General features: G+C 70.3%; 15 protein-coding genes and 1 pseudogene. 11 read left to right on the top strand and 5 right to left on the bottom strand.

Annotated elements, in window-relative coordinates; translation table 11 throughout:
- The 5 genes and pseudogenes from GKQ77_RS12190 to mutM all read left to right on the top strand — a co-directional run.
- Positions 1-336 (top strand): annotated as a pseudogene (locus GKQ77_RS12190) (cell division initiation protein); the annotation flags it as partial.
- 143 nt (positions 337-479) lie between these two features.
- On the top strand, positions 480-1163 hold the full coding sequence (locus GKQ77_RS12185) for a YceD family protein (protein ID WP_219688732.1): 684 nt from the start codon (positions 480-482) through the stop codon (positions 1161-1163).
- 2 nt (positions 1164-1165) lie between these two features.
- Positions 1166-1339, top strand: coding sequence for a 50S ribosomal protein L32 (rpmF, locus tag GKQ77_RS12180; protein WP_026165248.1), 174 nt, complete (start codon positions 1166-1168; stop codon positions 1337-1339).
- 7 nt (positions 1340-1346) lie between these two features.
- Positions 1347-2168: a ribonuclease III gene (gene rnc, locus GKQ77_RS12175; protein WP_164551835.1), complete on the top strand. Its 822-nt coding sequence runs from the start codon at positions 1347-1349 to the stop codon at positions 2166-2168.
- A 66-nt stretch (positions 2169-2234) separates the two neighbouring features.
- The gene (gene mutM, locus GKQ77_RS12170; RefSeq protein WP_219688731.1) at positions 2235-3095 is read left to right on the top strand and encodes a bifunctional DNA-formamidopyrimidine glycosylase/DNA-(apurinic or apyrimidinic site) lyase; all 861 of its coding nucleotides are present in this window, start codon (positions 2235-2237) and stop codon (positions 3093-3095) included.
- Here mutM and GKQ77_RS12165 read toward each other — a convergent pair.
- Both GKQ77_RS12165 and GKQ77_RS12160 read right to left on the bottom strand, forming a co-directional pair.
- Positions 3068-3448, bottom strand: coding sequence for a winged helix-turn-helix transcriptional regulator (locus GKQ77_RS12165; protein WP_219688730.1), 381 nt, complete (start codon positions 3446-3448; stop codon positions 3068-3070). The genes mutM and GKQ77_RS12165 overlap by 28 nt on opposite strands.
- A 60-nt stretch (positions 3449-3508) precedes the next feature.
- A complete protein-coding gene (locus GKQ77_RS12160; protein ID WP_219688729.1) occupies positions 3509-4393 on the bottom strand; it encodes a CAP domain-containing protein in 885 nt (294 codons plus the stop codon).
- 174 nt (positions 4394-4567) lie between these two features.
- Between GKQ77_RS12160 and GKQ77_RS12155 the strand changes: the two genes are divergently transcribed.
- From GKQ77_RS12155 to GKQ77_RS12140, 4 genes are all read left to right on the top strand, one after another.
- On the top strand, positions 4568-4849 hold the full coding sequence (locus tag GKQ77_RS12155; RefSeq protein WP_219688728.1) for an acylphosphatase: 282 nt from the start codon (positions 4568-4570) through the stop codon (positions 4847-4849).
- Between the two features lie 405 nt (positions 4850-5254).
- The gene (locus GKQ77_RS12150; RefSeq protein ID WP_030787543.1) at positions 5255-5458 is read left to right on the top strand and encodes a hypothetical protein; all 204 of its coding nucleotides are present in this window, start codon (positions 5255-5257) and stop codon (positions 5456-5458) included.
- 236 nt (positions 5459-5694) lie between these two features.
- A complete protein-coding gene (gene smc, locus GKQ77_RS12145; RefSeq protein WP_219688727.1) occupies positions 5695-9258 on the top strand; it encodes a chromosome segregation protein SMC in 3564 nt (1187 codons plus the stop codon).
- 209 nt (positions 9259-9467) lie between these two features.
- Positions 9468-10892, top strand: coding sequence for a sugar porter family MFS transporter (locus GKQ77_RS12140; RefSeq protein ID WP_219688726.1), 1425 nt, complete (start codon positions 9468-9470; stop codon positions 10890-10892).
- A 52-nt stretch (positions 10893-10944) separates the two neighbouring features.
- Here GKQ77_RS12140 and GKQ77_RS12135 read toward each other — a convergent pair whose 3' ends face one another.
- Positions 10945-11928: an LLM class flavin-dependent oxidoreductase gene (locus GKQ77_RS12135; RefSeq protein ID WP_219688725.1), complete on the bottom strand. Its 984-nt coding sequence runs from the start codon at positions 11926-11928 to the stop codon at positions 10945-10947.
- Between the two features lie 116 nt (positions 11929-12044).
- Complete coding sequence (locus GKQ77_RS12130) at positions 12045-13490, bottom strand: purine-cytosine permease family protein (RefSeq protein WP_219688724.1); 1446 nt, start codon at positions 13488-13490, stop codon at positions 12045-12047.
- A 198-nt stretch (positions 13491-13688) separates the two neighbouring features.
- On the opposite strand from GKQ77_RS12130, the gene ftsY reads away from it, so the two are divergent.
- On the top strand, positions 13689-14909 hold the full coding sequence (gene ftsY / locus GKQ77_RS12125) for a signal recognition particle-docking protein FtsY (RefSeq protein ID WP_125515348.1): 1221 nt from the start codon (positions 13689-13691) through the stop codon (positions 14907-14909).
- 203 nt (positions 14910-15112) lie between these two features.
- On the opposite strand, the gene GKQ77_RS12120 is transcribed toward ftsY, so the two are convergent.
- Entirely contained in the window at positions 15113-15775 is a 663-nt protein-coding gene (locus GKQ77_RS12120; RefSeq protein ID WP_219688723.1) for a bifunctional DNA primase/polymerase, read from the bottom strand.
- Positions 15776-16215: 440 nt separating this feature from the next.
- On the opposite strand from GKQ77_RS12120, the gene nsdA reads away from it, so the two are divergent.
- Positions 16216-17688, top strand: a complete 1473-nt coding sequence (gene nsdA / locus GKQ77_RS12115; protein WP_219688722.1) for a transcriptional repressor NsdA — start codon at positions 16216-16218, stop codon at positions 17686-17688.
- Positions 17689-17868 lie beyond the last annotated feature (180 nt).

The following is a 17868-nucleotide window of genomic DNA, read 5'->3' as shown; positions in this document are numbered from 1 at the left end:
CCCCAGGCCCCACCGATCCCGGCCCAGCAGCCCTCGTACGCGCCCGACCCGTACGGGTACCCGCAGCAGGACCAGTACGAGCACGAGCAGTACGAGCACGACCAGTACGCCTACCAGCAGCCGTACGGCCAGCAGGACCCCTACGGCTACCAGCACCAGGGCCAGCAGCACCAGGACCAGCACCACCAGTACGGCTACCCCCAGCAGGGCTACGAACAGCCCCAGCAGCCCCAGCAGGCCCCGTACGAGGCCCCCGCGGCGCTGGAAGAGGCCAGCCTCTTCGACACGACCATGATCAGTGCCGAGCAGCTGCGCCAGTACGAGCAGGGGCGCTAGGGCACGCCCCAGGAGCGGCCCGGAGCCGGATTGGGCCGAGAGCGAAAGGTCAAGTATCCTGGCTCTTCGGTCGCGCATACGTCCGCGACTTCGGCTGCCCGCCCGAGCGGCACATTCGCTGCATCGGTGAGGCGGCCCTCCTCATGAACTTCCAGGATTCGAAAGCAGGAAAAGCCCTGAGTGCTCGCCTCGACCACCGCAACCCTCTTGTGTTCGACACACACGAGCTGGGCCGGCGTCCCGGTGCGCTGCAGCGGCTGACCCGTGAGATCGAGGCGCCCGGTCCGCCGAGCGCCCTCGGCATCGACGGGGTCATCGGAGTGCCGCAGGGCGCCCCGGTCCAGCTGGAGATCCGCCTCGAGTCGGTCATGGACGGGGTGCTTGTCACAGGCACCGCCCGTGCATCCGCCGAGGGGGAGTGCGTAAGGTGTCTGGAGCCGCTAGAGCTGGAGCTCGACGCGGACTTCCAGGAGATGTTCTCGTACCCTGACGCCGACGACCGGGGCCGCAGCAGTGCGGAGCCGGCCGACGACGCCGAGGAAGACGAGGACAGGCTCTTTCTCGAGGACGGCTTGTTCGACCTCGAGCCTGTGCTGCGTGATGCGGTGGTGCTCGCACTGCCGATGCAGCCGGTGTGCCAGGACGACTGTCCGGGCCTGTGCTCCCAGTGCGGGGCACGGCTCGCGGACGACCCGGACCACCACCATGACGCCGTCGACATTCGTTGGGCGGCACTGCAGGGACTCGCCGGGACCATCCAGGACGGCGAGAAGGACGAGATGAGCGGCGCCGGCGATGCGGGCGTCGACGAGAAGCAGGAGAAGTAGCCGTGGCTGTTCCGAAGCGGAAGATGTCGCGCAGCAACACGCGCCACCGCCGGTCGCAGTGGAAGGCTGCGGTCCCCACCCTGGTTTCGTGTGAGCGTTGCCAGGAGCCCAAGCAGCAGCACATCGCGTGCCCGAGCTGCGGCACCTACAACAAGCGCCAGGTCCTCGAGGTCTGAGCGGCTGGTGAGAGGCACCGTGTCTAGCCCCAAGAAGGCGGAAGACGCCAAGAAACTGGCGGAGACAACGGCCTCGTCCCACACGCTTCTGGAAGGGCGGCTCGGGTACAAGCTCGAGTCCGCCCTTCTGGTGCGTGCGCTGACCCACCGTTCGTACGCGTACGAGAACGGCGGCCTGCCGACGAACGAGCGCCTGGAGTTCCTCGGGGACTCCGTGCTCGGCCTCGTCGTCACGGACACGCTGTACCGCACCCACCCCGACCTGCCCGAAGGCCAGCTGGCCAAGTTGCGGGCCGCGGTGGTCAATTCGCGTGCGCTGGCGGAGGTCAGCCGTGGCCTCGAACTCGGCTCCTTCATCCGGCTCGGCCGGGGCGAAGAGGGCACGGGTGGCCGGGACAAGGCATCCATCCTCGCCGACACCCTCGAAGCGGTGATCGGCGCGGTCTATCTGGACCAGGGTCTGGACGCGGCGGGCGAGCTGGTGCACCGGCTCTTCGACCCGCTGATCGAAAAGTCCTCGAACCTGGGCGCGGGCCTGGACTGGAAGACCAGTCTCCAGGAGCTGACCGCGACGGAGGGCCTCGGCGTTCCCGAGTACCTCGTCACGGAGAGCGGCCCCGACCACGAGAAGACCTTTACTGCTGCCGCCCGCGTCGGAGGCGTCTCGTACGGCACCGGCACCGGCCGCAGCAAGAAGGAAGCGGAGCAGCAGGCCGCCGAGTCCGCGTGGCGCGCGATCCGCGCGGCCGCGGACGAACGGCTGAAGGCGGCCGAGGCCGCTGTCGCTGCCGCGCAGTCCGAGGGGACCGCCGACACCCCCTCGGCCTGACGGCCGCCTATCCTTTGATGCCGGTCGCCCCTTAAGGGGGCGGCCGGCATCGTGCTGGAGGAGACCATGCCTGAGTTGCCCGAAGTCGAAGTCGTCCGGCGTGGCCTTGAGCGCTGGGTCAGCGGGCGGGTCGTCGCCGATGTGCGGGTGCTGCATCCGCGTGCCGTGCGCCGCCACCTCGCGGGCGGTGAGGACTTCGGGGCCCGGCTGAAGGGGCACCGGATCGGACTCGCCCAGCGGCGGGGCAAGTATCTGTGGCTGCCGCTCGCCGACTCCGGGCAGTCGGTCCTCGCCCACCTCGGCATGAGCGGCCAGCTCCTGGTGCAGCCGCACGACGCCCCGGACGAGAAGCACCTGCGGATCCGGGTGCGCTTCGACGATGTGCAGAGCACCGAGCTGCGCTTCGTGGACCAGCGGACCTTCGGCGGGCTCTCGCTGCACGACAACACCGCCGACGGCCTTCCGGACGTGATCGCGCACATCGCGCGCGACCCGCTCGACGACGCGTTCGACGACGCCGCCTTCCATCTGGCGCTGCGCCGCCGCCGTACGACGATCAAGCGGGCCCTGCTCGACCAGTCGCTGATCAGTGGCGTCGGGAACATCTACGCGGACGAGGCGCTGTGGCGTGCCCGGCTGCACTACGAACGGCCCACCGCGACCTTCACGCGCCCGCGCACGGCCGAACTCCTGGGTCACGTGCGGGATGTGATGAACGAGGCTCTGGCCGTCGGTGGCACCAGCTTCGACAGCCTCTACGTCAACGTGAACGGCGAATCGGGCTATTTCGAGCGGTCGTTGGACGCCTACGGCCGGGAGGGACGGCCCTGCCGCCGCTGCGGCACCGCGATCCGCCGCCGCCCGTGGATGAACCGCTCCAGCTATTTCTGCCCGCGCTGTCAGCGGCCGCCGCGCGTGGCGTCGTAGCGCTCCTGGGCCTTCAGGACCTCGTCCTGGCGGCCCTCCACGAAGTGGATCAGGGCCAGCAGCCGCTCGGCGATCTGCCGTCCCAGCGCGGTGAGTTCATAGTCCACGCGCGGCGGGTTCGTCGGCTGGGCGTCGCGCCGCACCAGGCCGTCGCGCTCCAGCGCGTGCAGGGTCTGGGAGAGCATCTTCTCGCTCACACCGTCGACGCGGCGGCGCAGTTCGTTGAAGCGGAACGTGCCGTCGTGCAGCGCGCCGAGGGTGAGCGCGCCCCAGCGTCCCGTGACGTGCTCCAGCGTGCTCCGCGACGAGCACTGCCGGGAGAACACGTCGTACGGCAGGTCCGGCGAATCCATGCCGAACACCCTACTCCTCCGCAGCGCTGACCAGGAGTTAGCGCTGGCCGGAGGGGTGCGTCAGAAGCCGAAGTCCTGCGTCCACCAGGGGCCGCCCGGCGCGAAGTGCGCGCCGACGCCCAGGGTCTTGTAGTCGCAGTTGAGGATGTTGGCGCGGTGGCCGGGGCTGCTCATCCAGGCGGCCATCACCGCCTGGGCGTCGGCCTGGCCACGGGCGATGTTCTCGCCGCCCAGGTTCGTGATGCCGGCTTTCTCGGCGCGGTCCCACGGCGTGGCCCCGTCCGGGTCGGTGTGGGCGAAGAAGTCACGCTCGGCCATGTCCGCGCTGAAGCGGCCCGCCAGCTCGGCGAGCCCGCTGTCGGCGGTCACCGGACGGCAGCCGACCTTGGCCCGCTCCTCGTTGACCAGCGTGAGGACCGCCGCCTCGGCCGCGCTCTCACCGGACGGCGTCTGCGGGCTCGCCGGGGGATCCTTCGGCTTCTCCTCGGGCGTACGGGACGGGGGCGGCGTCGACTTCTCGTCCGTCTCGGGCTTCGGTGCCGAGGGAGAGGGCTTCTGGGAGGGCTTCTTCGACGGCTTCGGGGCGGCCGTGGAGGGGCTGGGCTTCTTCGGGGCGGCCTCGGAGCGTTCGGCGCTGCGGCTCGGCGACGGCTCGGCGCGGCCGGCGTCCCCGTCCGAGCCGCCTTGGGCGTCCACCTCGACGGGGGCGCTCGCGGAGTGCGCCTTGCCGGGCTCGCCACCGCTTTCGAGGCGGTAACCGTCACTGCCGGGCAGTACGCCGGAGGCGACCGCGACGGCTCCCATCGCGACGGCGGCGGAGACGCCGAGCAGGCCCGTGCGCACGGGGGCGGAGGGCCGGGCCTTGCGGCGGTGCGAGACCGGGACCGGATGGTTCTTGGGGGTCGCGGCGGCCCGCCCGGCGCCGGAGCGTCGATGGCGTCCCATCTCCTGGCCTTTCCTTCTCCATGATCTTTGATCTCTGATCTTCACGATCTTGCGATCAATCTTTATGATCAACGTGCACTCACCCGTATGGGCGAATTCATCGAGTCGCGACTGTACGCGATGACGTATGGGGGCGAAGTGCTCCCAGAGCAATTGGCCGGTTAGCGTGCAACCATGAATGAAGAGGTACGACTCACCGCCTGGGTGCGAGGGCGCGTGCAGGCTGTGGGTTTCCGCTGGTTCACGCGGGCCAAGGCGCTGGAGATCGGCGGCCTGAGTGGTTTTGCTCTCAATCTGGAGGACGGCCGCGTGCAAGTGGTCGCCGAAGGGCCCCGGGCCGGCTGCCAGGCGCTGCTCGACTGGCTCCGCGAGGGCGACACACCCGGGCGCGTCGACGGGGTCACCGAGATCTGGGACACACCGCGTGGCATATACGAGACCTTCGCCATTCGCTGACGTGACCCGCGCAGACGTCACCGGACGGGTACGGCGAGGGGTCCGTCCGGTGTCCCGGGCAACTGCCCGGGGCAGAAAAGACCTGGTGGTTGCCAAGAACGGCTTGCCGTGGCAGGCTCCGCAGATAAGGATGATCTCCACGCCCCCAGGGCCCCGAAGGAGCAGCAGCGCCGCCCGTTCCCAGGCCGCGCGCCCCCGGGTCGCCCGCCAATACGGGGTGTGATCGTGTTGACCGTCAAACTTTTTGGTGAGACTCTGGAAGCCCCGCGCACCTTAGCTGTTTGGCATGTGAGAACGGCCAGCAAGACCAGCAGAACAAAGAGTGCCAAGCACCGCGGGTGCGATTCCCTCACGACCCACACCGCACCGCTTCGGTCGGTCACTCATTGTGGAGGACCATCCATCATGGCAAAGGCGCTTCTCGGTTACGTCGGCGGCAGCGACCCGCGACTCCTCGCCGAGATGCGACGGCTCCAGCAGCGCGTCCAGGACCTGGAATCCGAACTCGTTCGGATTCAGCAGGAGAACGACGCGCTCGCGGCTGCCGCTTCTCACGAATCGCTCATGGAGAGCATCGACGTACCCCAGGCGGAGCCTGCGCTCACCTGACCATCCTTGATGCCGTACCCAGGGCCTTGCCTTAAAGGCACCTTGTTCTAAGCACGTGGTCAGGCTGTCCTGTCAGCCGCTGTCTCCAGATCTGCAAGGGACGCTTCGGCGTCCCTTCTTTCTTGCTGTCGCGTACTCACTCCCCCGTGCTTCCCGCGTACGCCGCTTCCTTTACCGTCTGATGTGCCCTGCACCTTCATCGGTGAAACGGCCAGTGAAAGGTAGAGTCCGACGGCGTGCATCTCAAGGCCCTGACCCTGCGCGGATTCAAGTCCTTCGCGTCGGCCACGACACTGAAGTTCGAACCCGGCATCACCTGCGTCGTCGGCCCGAACGGCTCCGGCAAGTCCAATGTCGTGGACGCGCTCAGCTGGGTCATGGGGGAGCAGGGCGCCAAGTCCCTGCGCGGCGGCAAGATGGAGGACGTCATCTTCGCCGGCACCACTGGGCGGCCCCCGCTCGGCCGCGCCGAGGTCTCGCTCACCATCGACAACTCCGACGGCGCGCTCCCCATCGAGTACGCCGAGGTCACCATCACGCGGATCATGTTCCGCAACGGCGGCAGCGAGTACCAGATCAACGGCGACACCTGCCGCCTCCTCGACATCCAGGAACTGCTCTCCGACTCCGGCATCGGCCGCGAGATGCACGTCATCGTCGGCCAGGGCCAGCTCGACGGCGTGCTGCACGCCGACCCGATGGGGCGCCGCGCCTTCATCGAGGAGGCCGCGGGCGTCCTCAAGCACCGCAAGCGCAAAGAGAAGGCGCTGCGCAAGCTCGACGCGATGCAGGCCAACCTCGCACGCGTACAGGACCTCACCGACGAACTGCGCCGCCAGCTCAAACCGCTCGGCCGGCAGGCCGCCGTGGCCCGCAGAGCCGCCGTCATCCAGGCCGATCTGCGCGACGCCCGGCTCCGGCTGCTCGCCCACGATCTCGTACGGCTGCGCGAGGCGCTGAACGCGGAGATCGCCGACGAGGCCGCCCTCAAGGAACGCAAGGAGAGCGCCGAGGCCGCCCTGAAGGCCGCCCAGCAGCGCGAGGCGCAGCTCGAGGAGGAGGTGCGGCGGCTCAGCCCGCGCCTCCAGCGCGCCCAGCAGACCTGGTACGAACTCTCCCAGCTCGCCGAGCGGGTGCGCGGCACGGTCTCGCTGGCCGACGCCCGGGTCAAGAGCGCCACCGCGGCGCCCCCGGAGGAGCGGCGCGGCCGCGACCCCGAGGACATGGAGCGCGAGGCCGCGCGGATCCGGGAGCAGGAGGCGGAGCTGACGGCAGCCCTGGAGGCCGCCGAGCACGCGCTGGACGACACGGTCGCCCACCGGGCCGAGCTGGAGCGGCAGCTGGCGGTCGAGGAGCGGCGGCTCAAGGACGTGGCGCGGGCCATCGCCGACCGGCGCGAAGGGCTCGCCCGCCTCGGCGGCCAGGTCAACGCGGCCCGCTCGCGTGCCGCGTCCGCCCGGGCGGAGATCGAAAGGCTCGCCCTCGCCCGCGACGAGGCCGCCGAGCGCGCGGTCACCGCACAGGAGGAGTACGAGCAGCTCAAGGCCGAGGTCGACGGGCTCGACGCGGACGACGCGGAACTGGGCGAGCGGCACGACGCGGCCAAGCGGGACCTCGCCGACGCCGAGGCCGCCCTCACCACGGCACGCGAGGAGGCCGCCGCCGCCGAACGCGAGCGGGCCGCGGTCGCCGCCCGGCACGACGCCCTCGCCCTCGGGCTGCGCCGCAAGGACGGCACCGGCGCGCTGCTCGGCGCCAAGGACCAGCTCACCGGACTCCTCGGCCCCGCCGCCGAACTGCTCACCGTCGCCCCCGGCTACGAGGTCCAGGTCGCCGCCGCGCTCGGCGCCGCGGCCGACGCGATCGCGGTGAGCGGCCCGCGCACGGCGGCCGAGGCCATCCGGCTGCTGCGCAAGCAGGACGCGGGGCGCGCCGCACTGCTGCTCTCCGGCGCCCCGGACGACGTACAGCCGAAGCGGACCGAGGGGCCGCCGTGCGTCGCGGACCTGGTGCGAGGTCCCGAAGAGCTGATGCCCGCCGTGCGGCGGCTGCTGCGCGGGATCGTCGCCGTCGGCACGCTGGAGGACGCCGAGGACCTGGTCTACGTCCATCCGGAGCTGACCGCCGTCACCGCCGAGGGCGATCTGCTCGGGGCGCACTTCGCGCAGGGCGGGTCGGCCGGTGCGCCCAGCCTTCTTGAGGTGCAGGCCTCCGTCGACGAGGCCGCGGCCGAACTCGCCGAACTGGCCGTGCGCTGCGAGGAGTTGGCGCGGGAGCAGGCCCGTGCGGGGGAGCGGCGCAAGGAATGTGCCGCACTGGTGGAGGAGTTGGGGGAGCGGCGCAGGGCCGCCGACCGGGAGAAGTCGTCCGTGGCGCAGCAGTTGGGGCGGCTCGCGGGGCAGGCGCGGGGCGCCTCGGGCGAGGCCGAGCGGTCCGCCGCCGCCGCGGCCAAGGCGCAGGACGCGCTGGACCGGGCGGTCGAGGAGGCCGAGGAGCTGGCGGAGCGGCTGGCCGTCGCGGAGGAGGCGGCCCCCGCCGGGGGAGGGGAGGAGGAGCCCGACACCTCTGTGCGCGACCGGCTCGCCGCCGACGGGGCCAACGCACGCCAGACCGAGATGGAGGCCAGGCTTCAGGCGCGTACGCACGAGGAGCGGGTGAAGGCGCTCGCGGGGCGGGCCGACTCCCTGGACCGGGCCGCGCGCGCCGAACGTGAGGCACGCGCGCGTGCCGAGCGGCGCAAGGCGCGGCTGCGCCACGAGGCGGCCGTCGCCGAGGCCGTCGCCTCCGGTGGGCGGCAGCTGCTCGCCCACGTCGAGGTCTCCCTCGTACGCGCCGACGACGAACGTGCCGCGGCCGAGCGCGCCAAGGAGGTGCGGGAGCGGGAGCTGGCCGCCGCGCGCACCCAGGGCCGCGATCTGAAGGCGGAGCTGGACAAGCTGACGGACTCGGTCCACCGCGGTGAGGTGCTGGGCGCCGAGAAGCGGCTGCGGATCGAGCAGCTGGAGGCCAAGGCGCTGGAGGAACTGGGCGTGGAACCGGCGGGGCTCGTGGCCGACTACGGCCCGGACCAGCCCGTGCCGCCCTCGCCCGCCGCCGAGGGCGAGGAGCTGCCCGACGACCCGGAGCACCCCCGGAACAGGCCCGTGCCGTTCGTCCGTGCCGAGCAGGAGAAGCGGCTCAAGTCAGCCGAACGGGCGTACCAGCAGCTCGGAAAAGTGAACCCGCTGGCCCTTGAGGAGTTCGCGGCGCTGGAGGAACGCCACAAGTTCCTCAGCGAGCAGCTGGAGGACCTGAAGAAGACGCGGACCGACCTGCTTCAGGTGGTGAAGGAGGTCGACGAACGCGTCGAGCAGGTCTTCACCGAGGCTTACCGGGACACGGCCCGCGAGTTCGAGGGCGTCTTCTCGCGGCTGTTCCCCGGCGGCGAGGGACGGCTCATCCTGACGGATCCCGACAACATGCTCGCCACGGGTGTGGACGTCGAGGCCCGGCCGCCCGGCAAGAAGGTCAAGCGGCTCTCGCTGCTGTCGGGCGGTGAGCGGTCGCTGACGGCCGTCGCGCTGCTCGTTTCGATCTTCAAGGCGCGGCCCAGTCCGTTCTATGTGATGGACGAGGTCGAGGCGGCGCTCGACGACACCAACCTGCAGCGGCTCATCCGCATCATGCAGGAGCTGCAGGAGGCCTCGCAGCTCATCGTGATCACGCACCAGAAGCGCACGATGGAGGTCGCGGACGCGCTCTACGGCGTCTCGATGCAGGGCGACGGCGTCTCCAAGGTCATCAGCCAGCGCCTTCGCTAGACACCTTCCGCAACGCTTCAAGACTTGAACGTAATCACTCTCAGAGTGCCTAAAAATTCACAGCAGCCCCCCTATTGACTTCGAAACTTGAAGGCATAGTCTCTGCAACGTTGCTTTTACCTTCAGGTGGTGGGCGGCGTGAAGTTGTGCGCCACTTGAAGAGCTCGCCCCCACCCCCGGCAGTGCAGCCGGTGGCCCGAGGAGTACACGTGACCAGCACATCGCAGGCGCCACAGTCCGGAGCCAGAGAGGCCCATCCGGACCATCTCGGCCATGTCATCTTCATTACGGCTGCGGCCGCGATGGGTGGCTTCCTCTTCGGCTACGACAGTTCGGTGATCAATGGCGCGACCGTCGCCATCCAGCACCGCTTTGACGTCGACGCCGACACGCTCGGCTGGATCATCGCCACCGCGCTGCTGGGCTGTGCCGTGGGTGCCGCGATCGCCGGTCGCATCGCCGACCGCATCGGCCGCATCCGCTGCATGCAGATCGCCGCCGTGCTCTTCGCGGCCAGCGCCGTCGGCTCGGCCCTGCCGTTCGCCGCATGGGACCTCACGATGTGGCGCCTGATCGGCGGCGTCGGCATCGGCATGGCCTCGGTGATCGGCCCGGCGTACATCGCCGAGGTCGCGCCGCCCGCCTACCGAGGCCGTCTGGCCTCCTTCCAGCAGGCCGCCATCGTCATCGGCATCGCCGTCTCCCAGCTGGTCAACTGGGGCATCCTGAACATGGCCGACGGTGACCAGCGCGGAAAGCTGATGGGCCTCGAGGCCTGGCAGTGGATGCTCGGCGTCATGGTCGTCCCCGCCCTGCTCTACGGGCTGCTGTCCTTCATCATCCCGGAGTCGCCGCGCTTCCTGGTCTCCGCCGGCCGCCACACCGAGGCCAAGAAGGTGCTCGGCGAGGTCGAGGGCCACGCCATCGACCTGGACGCCCGCGTCGCGGAGATCGAGCACGGCCTGCACCGCGAGCACAAGCCGTCCTTCAAGGACCTGCTGGGCAAGGTCGGCTTCCTGCCGATCGTCTGGATCGGCATCGGCCTTTCGGTCTTCCAGCAGCTCGTCGGCATCAACGTGATCTTCTACTACTCGAACCAGCTGTGGCAGTCGATCGGCAAGGACCCCTCCAGCTCGTTCCTGTACTCGTTCGAGACCTCGATCGTGAACATCGTCGGCACGGTCATCGCGATGATCTTCGTCGACCGCATCGGCCGCAAGCCGCTGGCGATCATCGGCTCGGCGGGCATGGCCGCCGCGCTGTTCACCATGGCCTGGGCTTTCTCGTACCGGACCGGCTCCGGTGACGACGTCTCGCTGCCCAACGCGCAGGGCCTGACCGCGATCATCGCCGCCAACGTCTTCGTGCTCTTCTTCGCCCTGTCCTGGGGTGTGGTCGTCTGGGTGCTGCTCGGCGAGATCTTCCCCAACCGGCTCCGCGCCGCCGCGCTCGGTGTGGCCGCCTCCGCCCAGTGGCTCGCCAACTTCGCGATCACCAAGACCTTCCCGAGCATGTCCGAGTGGTCGCTGACCGGCTCGTACATCATCTACGGCGCCTTCGCCGCCCTCTCGATCCCCTTCGTCATGAAGTTCGTCAAGGAGACGAAGGGCAAGGCCCTGGAGGAGATGGGCTAATCCCCGCTGCCCCCTCCTCTTGAGGAAGCTGCCCCGGCCGAAGGACTCGTGCTCACTTGTCCTTCAGCCGGGGCAGTACGTTTTCGCAGAAGTGGTGCAGGCTGCGCCAGCCCTCGTCCACGGGCATCCCGCCGGCGAGCGGATGCAGGATCAGGCTGCCGGTGTCGCCCTTCGCGTACGTCACACACTCCTCCGGCGTCAGGACGCGGTAGACGCCCTCCGCGCGCAGCTCGGCGACCGTGGTGGCCGCCGACTTCACCGCCGAGCGGATCTGCCGGGACTGCCAGGACGCGTAGGTGCGGGCCTCGTGCAGGAAGTGCTCGCCGTGCTCGGCCCAGGTGCGGTCGGGGTCGTCGGCGATGTGCAGCAGCGGCGTCTCGGCGGCGGGCATCATCGTCCAGCCCTCGGTGCCGTGCTCCGCGAGCTGCTCGCGGTAGTACGCCTCCAGGTCGGGCAGGTGCGCGCTGGGGAAGAACGGCAGGCCGAGCCGGGCCGCGCGCCGGGCCGCCGCCTTTGACGAGCCGCCGACCAGCAGCATCGGGTGCGGCTGGGTGAAGGGGCGCGGGGTGACGCGCACCGTGCGGCCGCGGAAGGCGAAGGGCTCGCCGGTCCAGGCCTTCAGCAGGGTCTCGAGCAGCTCGTCCTGGAGCTTGCCGCGCCGCGTGAAGTCGACGCCAGCCCGCTCGTACTCCTCGGGCCGGTAGCCGATCCCCGCCACGGTGACCAGACGGCCGCCGCTCAGCAGATCGAGTACGGCGATGTCCTCGGCGAGCCGCAGCGGATCGTGCAGCGGGCCGATGATCGCCGACACCGTCACCGCGATGCGCCGCGTCGCGCCGAAGACCGCGCCGGCGAAGGCCAGCGGGGAGGGCAGCCAGTTGTTCTCGGCGCCGTGGTGCTCCTCGGTCTGGACGGTGGAGATGCCGCGGTCGTCCGCGTACGTGGCCATCTCCAGCGCGGTCCTGTACCGCTCGCTCAGCGAGGCGGGTGTCGCCGCGGGATCGACGAGGTTGAACCGTACGACTGTGGTGGGCATGGGAACGTCCCCCTTCACCGAGCGTGGGCGGCGAAGGGGGACGTTAGTTGACGTGATGTCAGATGGGTAGAGCGTGGCGGAAGTTGGCGGGTATCACCGCCTCCGTGGGCCCTCGGTCAGGCAGAGACCAGTTCGGGCTCGCCCTTGCCGGTCGCGTCCTGCTCGACGAGCGGGGTCTTCGGCAACACCGCGTACAGCGCCGCGGCGACGAGGATCGTGACCAGCCAGCCCAGGCCGTGGCGGCCGATCCAGGAGGTGGCGAGCGGGCCGCTGAACCAGTCGACCTTGGTGAAGAGCAGGCCCACCAGCAGGGCGATGGCCCAGGCGGTCATGGCCTGCCAGGCGAAACCGGCCTTGTACCAGTAGGCGCTGGTGCGCTTGGTGTCCATCAGGGCCTCACCGTCGTACGTCTTGCGGCGCAGCATGTCGATGCCGAAGACGCCGATCCAGGCGGAGAAGGCGACCGCGAGCAGGGTGAGGAAGGAGATGAACGAGCCCATGAAGCTCGTCGCCACGTTCATCAGGATGTAGCCGAAGATCAGGCTGATGACGGCGTTCACGCTGACCGCCCACGCGCGCGGGACCTTGATGCCGAGCGTCATGGCGGTGAAGCCCGCGGAGTACATCGACATCGAGTTGATCAGCAGCATGCCGACCAGGGCCATGATCAGGTACGGCACGGCGATCCACGTCGGGAGCAGCGAGCCGAGGAAGGAGACCGGGTCCTGCGCGGTGGAGAGCTTCGGCGCGGAGACCGCCATGACGGCGCCCATCAGGACCATCGGTACGACCACGATGGCGGCGCCGCCGACCGCGTGGCCGACCAGCGGCTTGTTCGAGGCGTTCCGCGGGAGGTAGCGGGTGAAGTCGGGGCCGGTGGGGACCCAGCTGATGCCGCCGGCGGCGATCGTGCCGACGCCCGCGACCATCATCGCGGTGGAGCCCGCGGGCTGGTCGAAGACGGCGGACCAGTCGGCCTCGGCGATGAGGTAGATCAGCACGAGCACGCTGAAGGCGCCGAAGGCGTACGTCGACCAGGTGCTGCAGATGTGCAGGATCTTGCGGCCGAGGCCGCTGATCAGGAACGTACAGGCGACGAAGGCGACGAGCGTGACGACGGTCAGCCAGGTGCTCGACTCCACGCCGAAGCAGATGTCGAGGACCGTGATGATCGCGTAGGCGCCGGTGACCGCGTTGATCGTCTCCCAGCCCCAGCGGGCGACCCAGATCAGCGCGCCCGGGAAGAGGTTGCCGCGCTGGCCGAAGACCGCGCGCGAGAGCGTCATGCCCGGCGAGCCGCCGCGCTTGCCGGAGATGGAGATCAGGCCGACCATGCCGTAGCTCAACAGGGGCGAGACGAGCGCGACGACCAGGACCTGCCAGAAGTTCAGGCCGTTGGAGACGATCAGGCCCGCGCCCATGGTGAGCAGCAGAACGCTGATGTTCGCCGCTACCCAGGTGGGGAAAAGCTCACGGGTGCGGCCCGTGCGCTCGGCGTCCGGGACGGGCTCGAGGCCGCGTGTTTCGAGGGCGCCTTCAGGTTCGGCGGTGGTGCTGCTCATGGGGGTGGGTCCGTGCCTCTCGCTCGGCTCGCAACGTCGCGATCCGTCGGTGGGGGTAATCGCGATGGACTCTACGCGCGTTGATGCGGGGACATCCATCGTACTTTAATCCGAGTAGTGCCTTCTAGGGGCATATGTTCTTTGGAGGAAGACACAATCTGGGCCTCCGGGAGGGCCATGGCGGATACTGGGTGGGTTATGGAAATCGTCATCCTTGCTGTAGTCATCGCCGTGGTCGTGATCGGCGCGCTCGGCGGGCTCGTGATCGGCAGCCGCAAGAAGAAGCAGCTGCCCCCGCAGGCCCCGTCCAGCACGCCCACCATCACCGCCCCTTCCGCCGAACCGCAGGTCGGCGACGAGGCCGAGACGCCGCGCGACGAACCGCGCCGCACGATCGAGGAGGTGGAACTCCCGCTCGCCGAGCCGACGGCCTCGGCCCCGGTCGTCGTCGAGGAACCGGCCGCGCCGGAGATCGAGACCCCCGAGCCCACCGCCGGCCGCCTGGTCCGGCTGCGCACCCGGCTCTCCCGCTCGCAGAACGCGCTCGGCAAGGGGCTGCTCACGCTGCTGTCCCGCGAACACCTCGACGAGGACACCTGGGAGGAGATCGAGGACACGCTGCTCACCGCCGACGTCGGCGTCGCCCCCACCCAGGAGCTGGTCGAGCGGCTGCGCGAGCGGGTGCGCGTGCTCGGCACCCGCACGCCGGACGAGCTGCGCACCCTGCTGCGCGAGGAGCTGATCGCGCTCCTCGGCACGGGCGCGGGCACCGACTTCGACCGCACCGTGAAGACCGAGTCCGGTCTGGAGACCCCGGGCATCGTGATGGTCGTCGGCGTCAACGGCACCGGCAAGACCACCACCACCGGCAAGCTCGCGCGCGTCCTCGTCGCCGACGGGCGCTCCGTCGTCCTCGGCGCCGCGGACACCTTCCGCGCCGCCGCCGCCGACCAGCTCCAGACCTGGGGCGAGCGCGTCGGCGCCCGCACGGTCCGCGGGCCCGAGGGCGGCGACCCGGCGTCCATCGCCTACGACGCCGTCAAGGAAGGCATCGCCGAGGGCGCGGACGTCGTACTCATCGACACCGCGGGCCGGCTGCACACCAAGACGGGCCTGATGGACGAGCTGGGCAAGGTCAAGCGCGTCGTCGAGAAGCACGCCCCGCTCGACGAGGTGCTGCTCGTCCTTGACGCCACGACCGGGCAGAACGGCCTGGTGCAGGCGCGGGTCTTCGCCGAGGTCGTCGACATCACGGGCATCGTCCTCACCAAGCTGGACGGCACCGCCAAGGGCGGCATCGTCGTCGCCGTCCAGCGTGAACTGGGCGTGCCGGTCAAGCTCATCGGTCTCGGCGAGGGCGCGGACGATCTGGCGCCGTTCGAGCCGGAGGCGTTCGTGGACGCGTTGATCGGCGAGTAGGCCCGCCGGGGTCTGGTGCGTCGGCTGTGGCCGGCCCGTGTCTCCGCGGGTGCGTCGTGGCTGGTCGCGCCGTTCCCCGCGCCCCCTTCGGGGCGCCTCAGCTGATGTTGCGCCCCGAAGGGGCGCGGGGAACTGCGCGCCCGGCCCCGATGAACCCGCACGTTAAGGCGGTGTGCCACGTGCGCGAGGGGCCCTCCCGGGGTCTACGCGGGGGAGCGGTGTGCCACGTATGCCAGGGTTCCGAGCAGGAGCCGGGCCTGGGGTGGGTTCGTCGCGGAGTCCAGCGCGGGGGAGCGCAGCCAGCGGACCGGGCCGAGGCCGCCGCGGTCCGAGGGCGGCGCCGTGATGTGGTCGCCCGGGCCCAGGCCGTGCAGGTCGAGGGCGGCGCCGTCCCAGCCCATGCGGTAGAGCAGCCGGGGGAGTTCGGCGGCGGCGCCCGGAGCGACGAAGAACTGCGCCCGGCCGTCGGGGGTGACCGTCACCGGCCCCAGGGGAAGCCCCATTCGCTCAAGGCGCACCAGGGCCCGCCGCCCCGCCGTCTCCGCCACCTCGATGACGTCGAAGGCCCGCCCCACCGGCAGTAACACGGCCGCTCCGGGGAACTCGGCCCAGGCGTCCGCCACTTCGTCGAGCGTGGCTCCGGCCGGGACCTCCGGGGCGAAGCCCAGTGGGTGCGCGCCGGGAGCGGCGCAGTCACTCGCGCCGCAGGAGCAGGCTCCGTCCAGCGCGCGGGCGCCCGGCACCGCGTCCCAGCCCCACAGTCCGGTGTACTCCGCCACCGCCGTACAGTCCGAAGGGCGGCCGCGCCGCCGTGATCCGGTCCGGAGCTTGTCGGTCCCCCGGGTGCCGCCGATCGTGAAGCCCATGCCCCCTCCAACGGGTCGAGCGTGCCGCGGTTACGTGAGGGAATCGGAACATGACCCTCTGCTCTTGAGACGGCGCTTGGAGGTCTCACGGGTGGTGCGCTCGGTGATACGCGCCCCGGCGTGCTCCGTTCCGCCCCTTGTCGGTCGTCCCATGTCAAGTGAATCGCGTGCTGTGGAGCGGGAGTTCATTCGAAGGGGTGGCGAATGGTGGCGTTTCCGGAATCACCCTCGCCGGAGGGGTGATCGTAGGATTACTTTCAGTACACGGCCCCGGGATTTCGACCACCCGTGGGTATGCCGGAGGCAAGTCGGTTCCCTGTTCGAGGGGTGACATTCTCCGGACGGACGGCCGCGACAGGCGGCATTCTGTTAGGGCTTGACATGGAGAAAGCGCACGGCGTGGACGGCGCGCGGGTGTCTTGACGGATGGGGGCGTTCCAGTGGGCGGCAGTGGCGGAAGCGGTACGAACGCTGAGAAGCGCCCCAATGAGATGCTCACGTCGTGGTTCGTGCGCAGCGGCTGGTCCAAGGGTGAGCTGGCGCGCCAAGTCAACCGCAGGGCCCGGCAGTTGGGCGCCCACCACATCTCCACCGACACCTCGCGGGTGCGCCGCTGGCTGGACGGGGAGAACCCCCGCGAGCCGATCCCCCGCATCCTCTCCGAGCTGTTCTCCGAGCGGTTCGGCTGTGTGGTCGCCGTCGAGGACCTGGGCCTGCGCGCCGCCCACCGCACACCCGCGTCCTCCGGTGTCGACCTGCCCTGGACCGGTCCGCAGACCGTCGCGCTGATCAGCGAGTTCTCCCGCAGCGACCTGATGCTGGCCCGCCGGGGCTTCCTCGGCACCTCGCTCGCGCTCTCCGCGGGCCCCGCCCTCATCGAGCCCATGCAGCGCTGGCTCGTGCCCTCGCCGTCGGCGCCCCGCGAGGAGCCCGACCCGGCCGCGATGCGCCGCCCGGCCCGCCTGTCCAAACCGGAGCTGGACCTCCTTGAGTCCACGACGGTGATGTTCCGCCAGTGGGACGCCCAGTGCGGGGGCGGGCTCCGCCGCAAGGCCGTCGTCGGCCAGCTGCACGAGGTGACGGACCTGCTCCAGGAGCCCCAGCCCCAAGCCACCGCCAAGCGCCTCTTCAAGGTCGCGGGCGAGCTGGCCGAGCTCGCGGGCTGGATGAGCTATGACGTGGGCCTGCAGCCCACCGCCCAGAAGTACTTCGTCCTGGCCCTGCACGCCGCGAAGGAGGCGGGCGAGAAGCCCCTCGGGTCGTACATCCTCTCCAGCATGAGCCGTCAGATGATCCACCTCGGCCGCCCCGACGACGCGCTCGAACTGATCCACCTCGCCCAGTACGGCAGCCGTGACTGCGCGAGCCCCCGCACCCAGTCGATGCTGTATGCGATGGAGGCCCGCGCGTACGCCAGCATGGGCCAGCCCGGCAAGTGCAAGCGGGCCGTGCGGATGGCCGAGGACACCTTCGCCGACGCCGAGGAGTTCGACGAGCCCGAGCCGGACTGGATCCGCTTCTTCTCCGAGGCCGAGCTGAACGGCGAGAACGCCCACTCCTACCGCGACCTGGCCTACGTGGCGGGCCGCAGCCCCACCTACGCCTCGCTCGCCGAGCCCGTCATGGACCGCGCCGTCGAGCTGTTCGAGATGGACGCCGAGCACCAGCGTTCGTACGCCCTGAACCTCATCGGCAAGGCCACCGTCCACCTGCTCCAGCGCGAGCCCGAGCAGGGCACGGTCCTCGCCGGGCAGGCCCTCGACATCGCCAAGAAGGTCCGCTCCGAGCGGGTGAACACCCGGCTCCGCAAGACCGTCGACACCGCCGTACGCGACTTCGGGGACGTCTCCGAAGTCGTCCAGCTCACCGAACGGCTCGCCATCGAGATGCCGGAGACCGCGGAGGCGGTGTGAGGCCCGGCACGACCGGCTCCGGCCGCGGCGCGACCATCCCGAACAGCCCGACTCGGCTCCCCCTACGCCAGTCAGCCGGATGGCCGCCGCGGCCGGTTCTCACACCGAGCGCAGGGTAGGAAATCCCGCCCCGCCCGACCCGCCAGTTCATGGACGCGTAACACGCACGACCTCTTCGTC

Origin of the sequence: Streptomyces anatolicus (assembly GCF_019400875.1) — a bacterium.
Classification (GTDB): domain Bacteria; phylum Actinomycetota; class Actinomycetes; order Streptomycetales; family Streptomycetaceae; genus Streptomyces; species Streptomyces anatolicus.
This window is presented reverse-complemented; position numbering and strand designations above follow the sequence as displayed.

Coding starts and splice junctions, on each gene's coding strand:
- GKQ77_RS12185 (WP_219688732.1), top strand. CDS start 480: ATGAACTTCCAGGATTCGAAAGCAGGAAAAGCCCTGAGTGCTCGCCTC.
- mutM (WP_219688731.1), top strand. CDS start 2,235: ATGCCTGAGTTGCCCGAAGTCGAAGTCGTCCGGCGTGGCCTTGAGCGC.
- GKQ77_RS12165 (WP_219688730.1), bottom strand. CDS start 3,448: ATGGATTCGCCGGACCTGCCGTACGACGTGTTCTCCCGGCAGTGCTCG.
- GKQ77_RS12160 (WP_219688729.1), bottom strand. CDS start 4,393: ATGGGACGCCATCGACGCTCCGGCGCCGGGCGGGCCGCCGCGACCCCC.
- GKQ77_RS12155 (WP_219688728.1), top strand. CDS start 4,568: ATGAATGAAGAGGTACGACTCACCGCCTGGGTGCGAGGGCGCGTGCAG.
- GKQ77_RS12150 (WP_030787543.1), top strand. CDS start 5,255: ATGGCAAAGGCGCTTCTCGGTTACGTCGGCGGCAGCGACCCGCGACTC.
- GKQ77_RS12135 (WP_219688725.1), bottom strand. CDS start 11,928: ATGCCCACCACAGTCGTACGGTTCAACCTCGTCGATCCCGCGGCGACA.
- GKQ77_RS12130 (WP_219688724.1), bottom strand. CDS start 13,490: ATGAGCAGCACCACCGCCGAACCTGAAGGCGCCCTCGAAACACGCGGC.
- ftsY (WP_125515348.1), top strand. CDS start 13,689: ATGGAAATCGTCATCCTTGCTGTAGTCATCGCCGTGGTCGTGATCGGC.
- GKQ77_RS12120 (WP_219688723.1), bottom strand. CDS start 15,775: ATGGGCTTCACGATCGGCGGCACCCGGGGGACCGACAAGCTCCGGACC.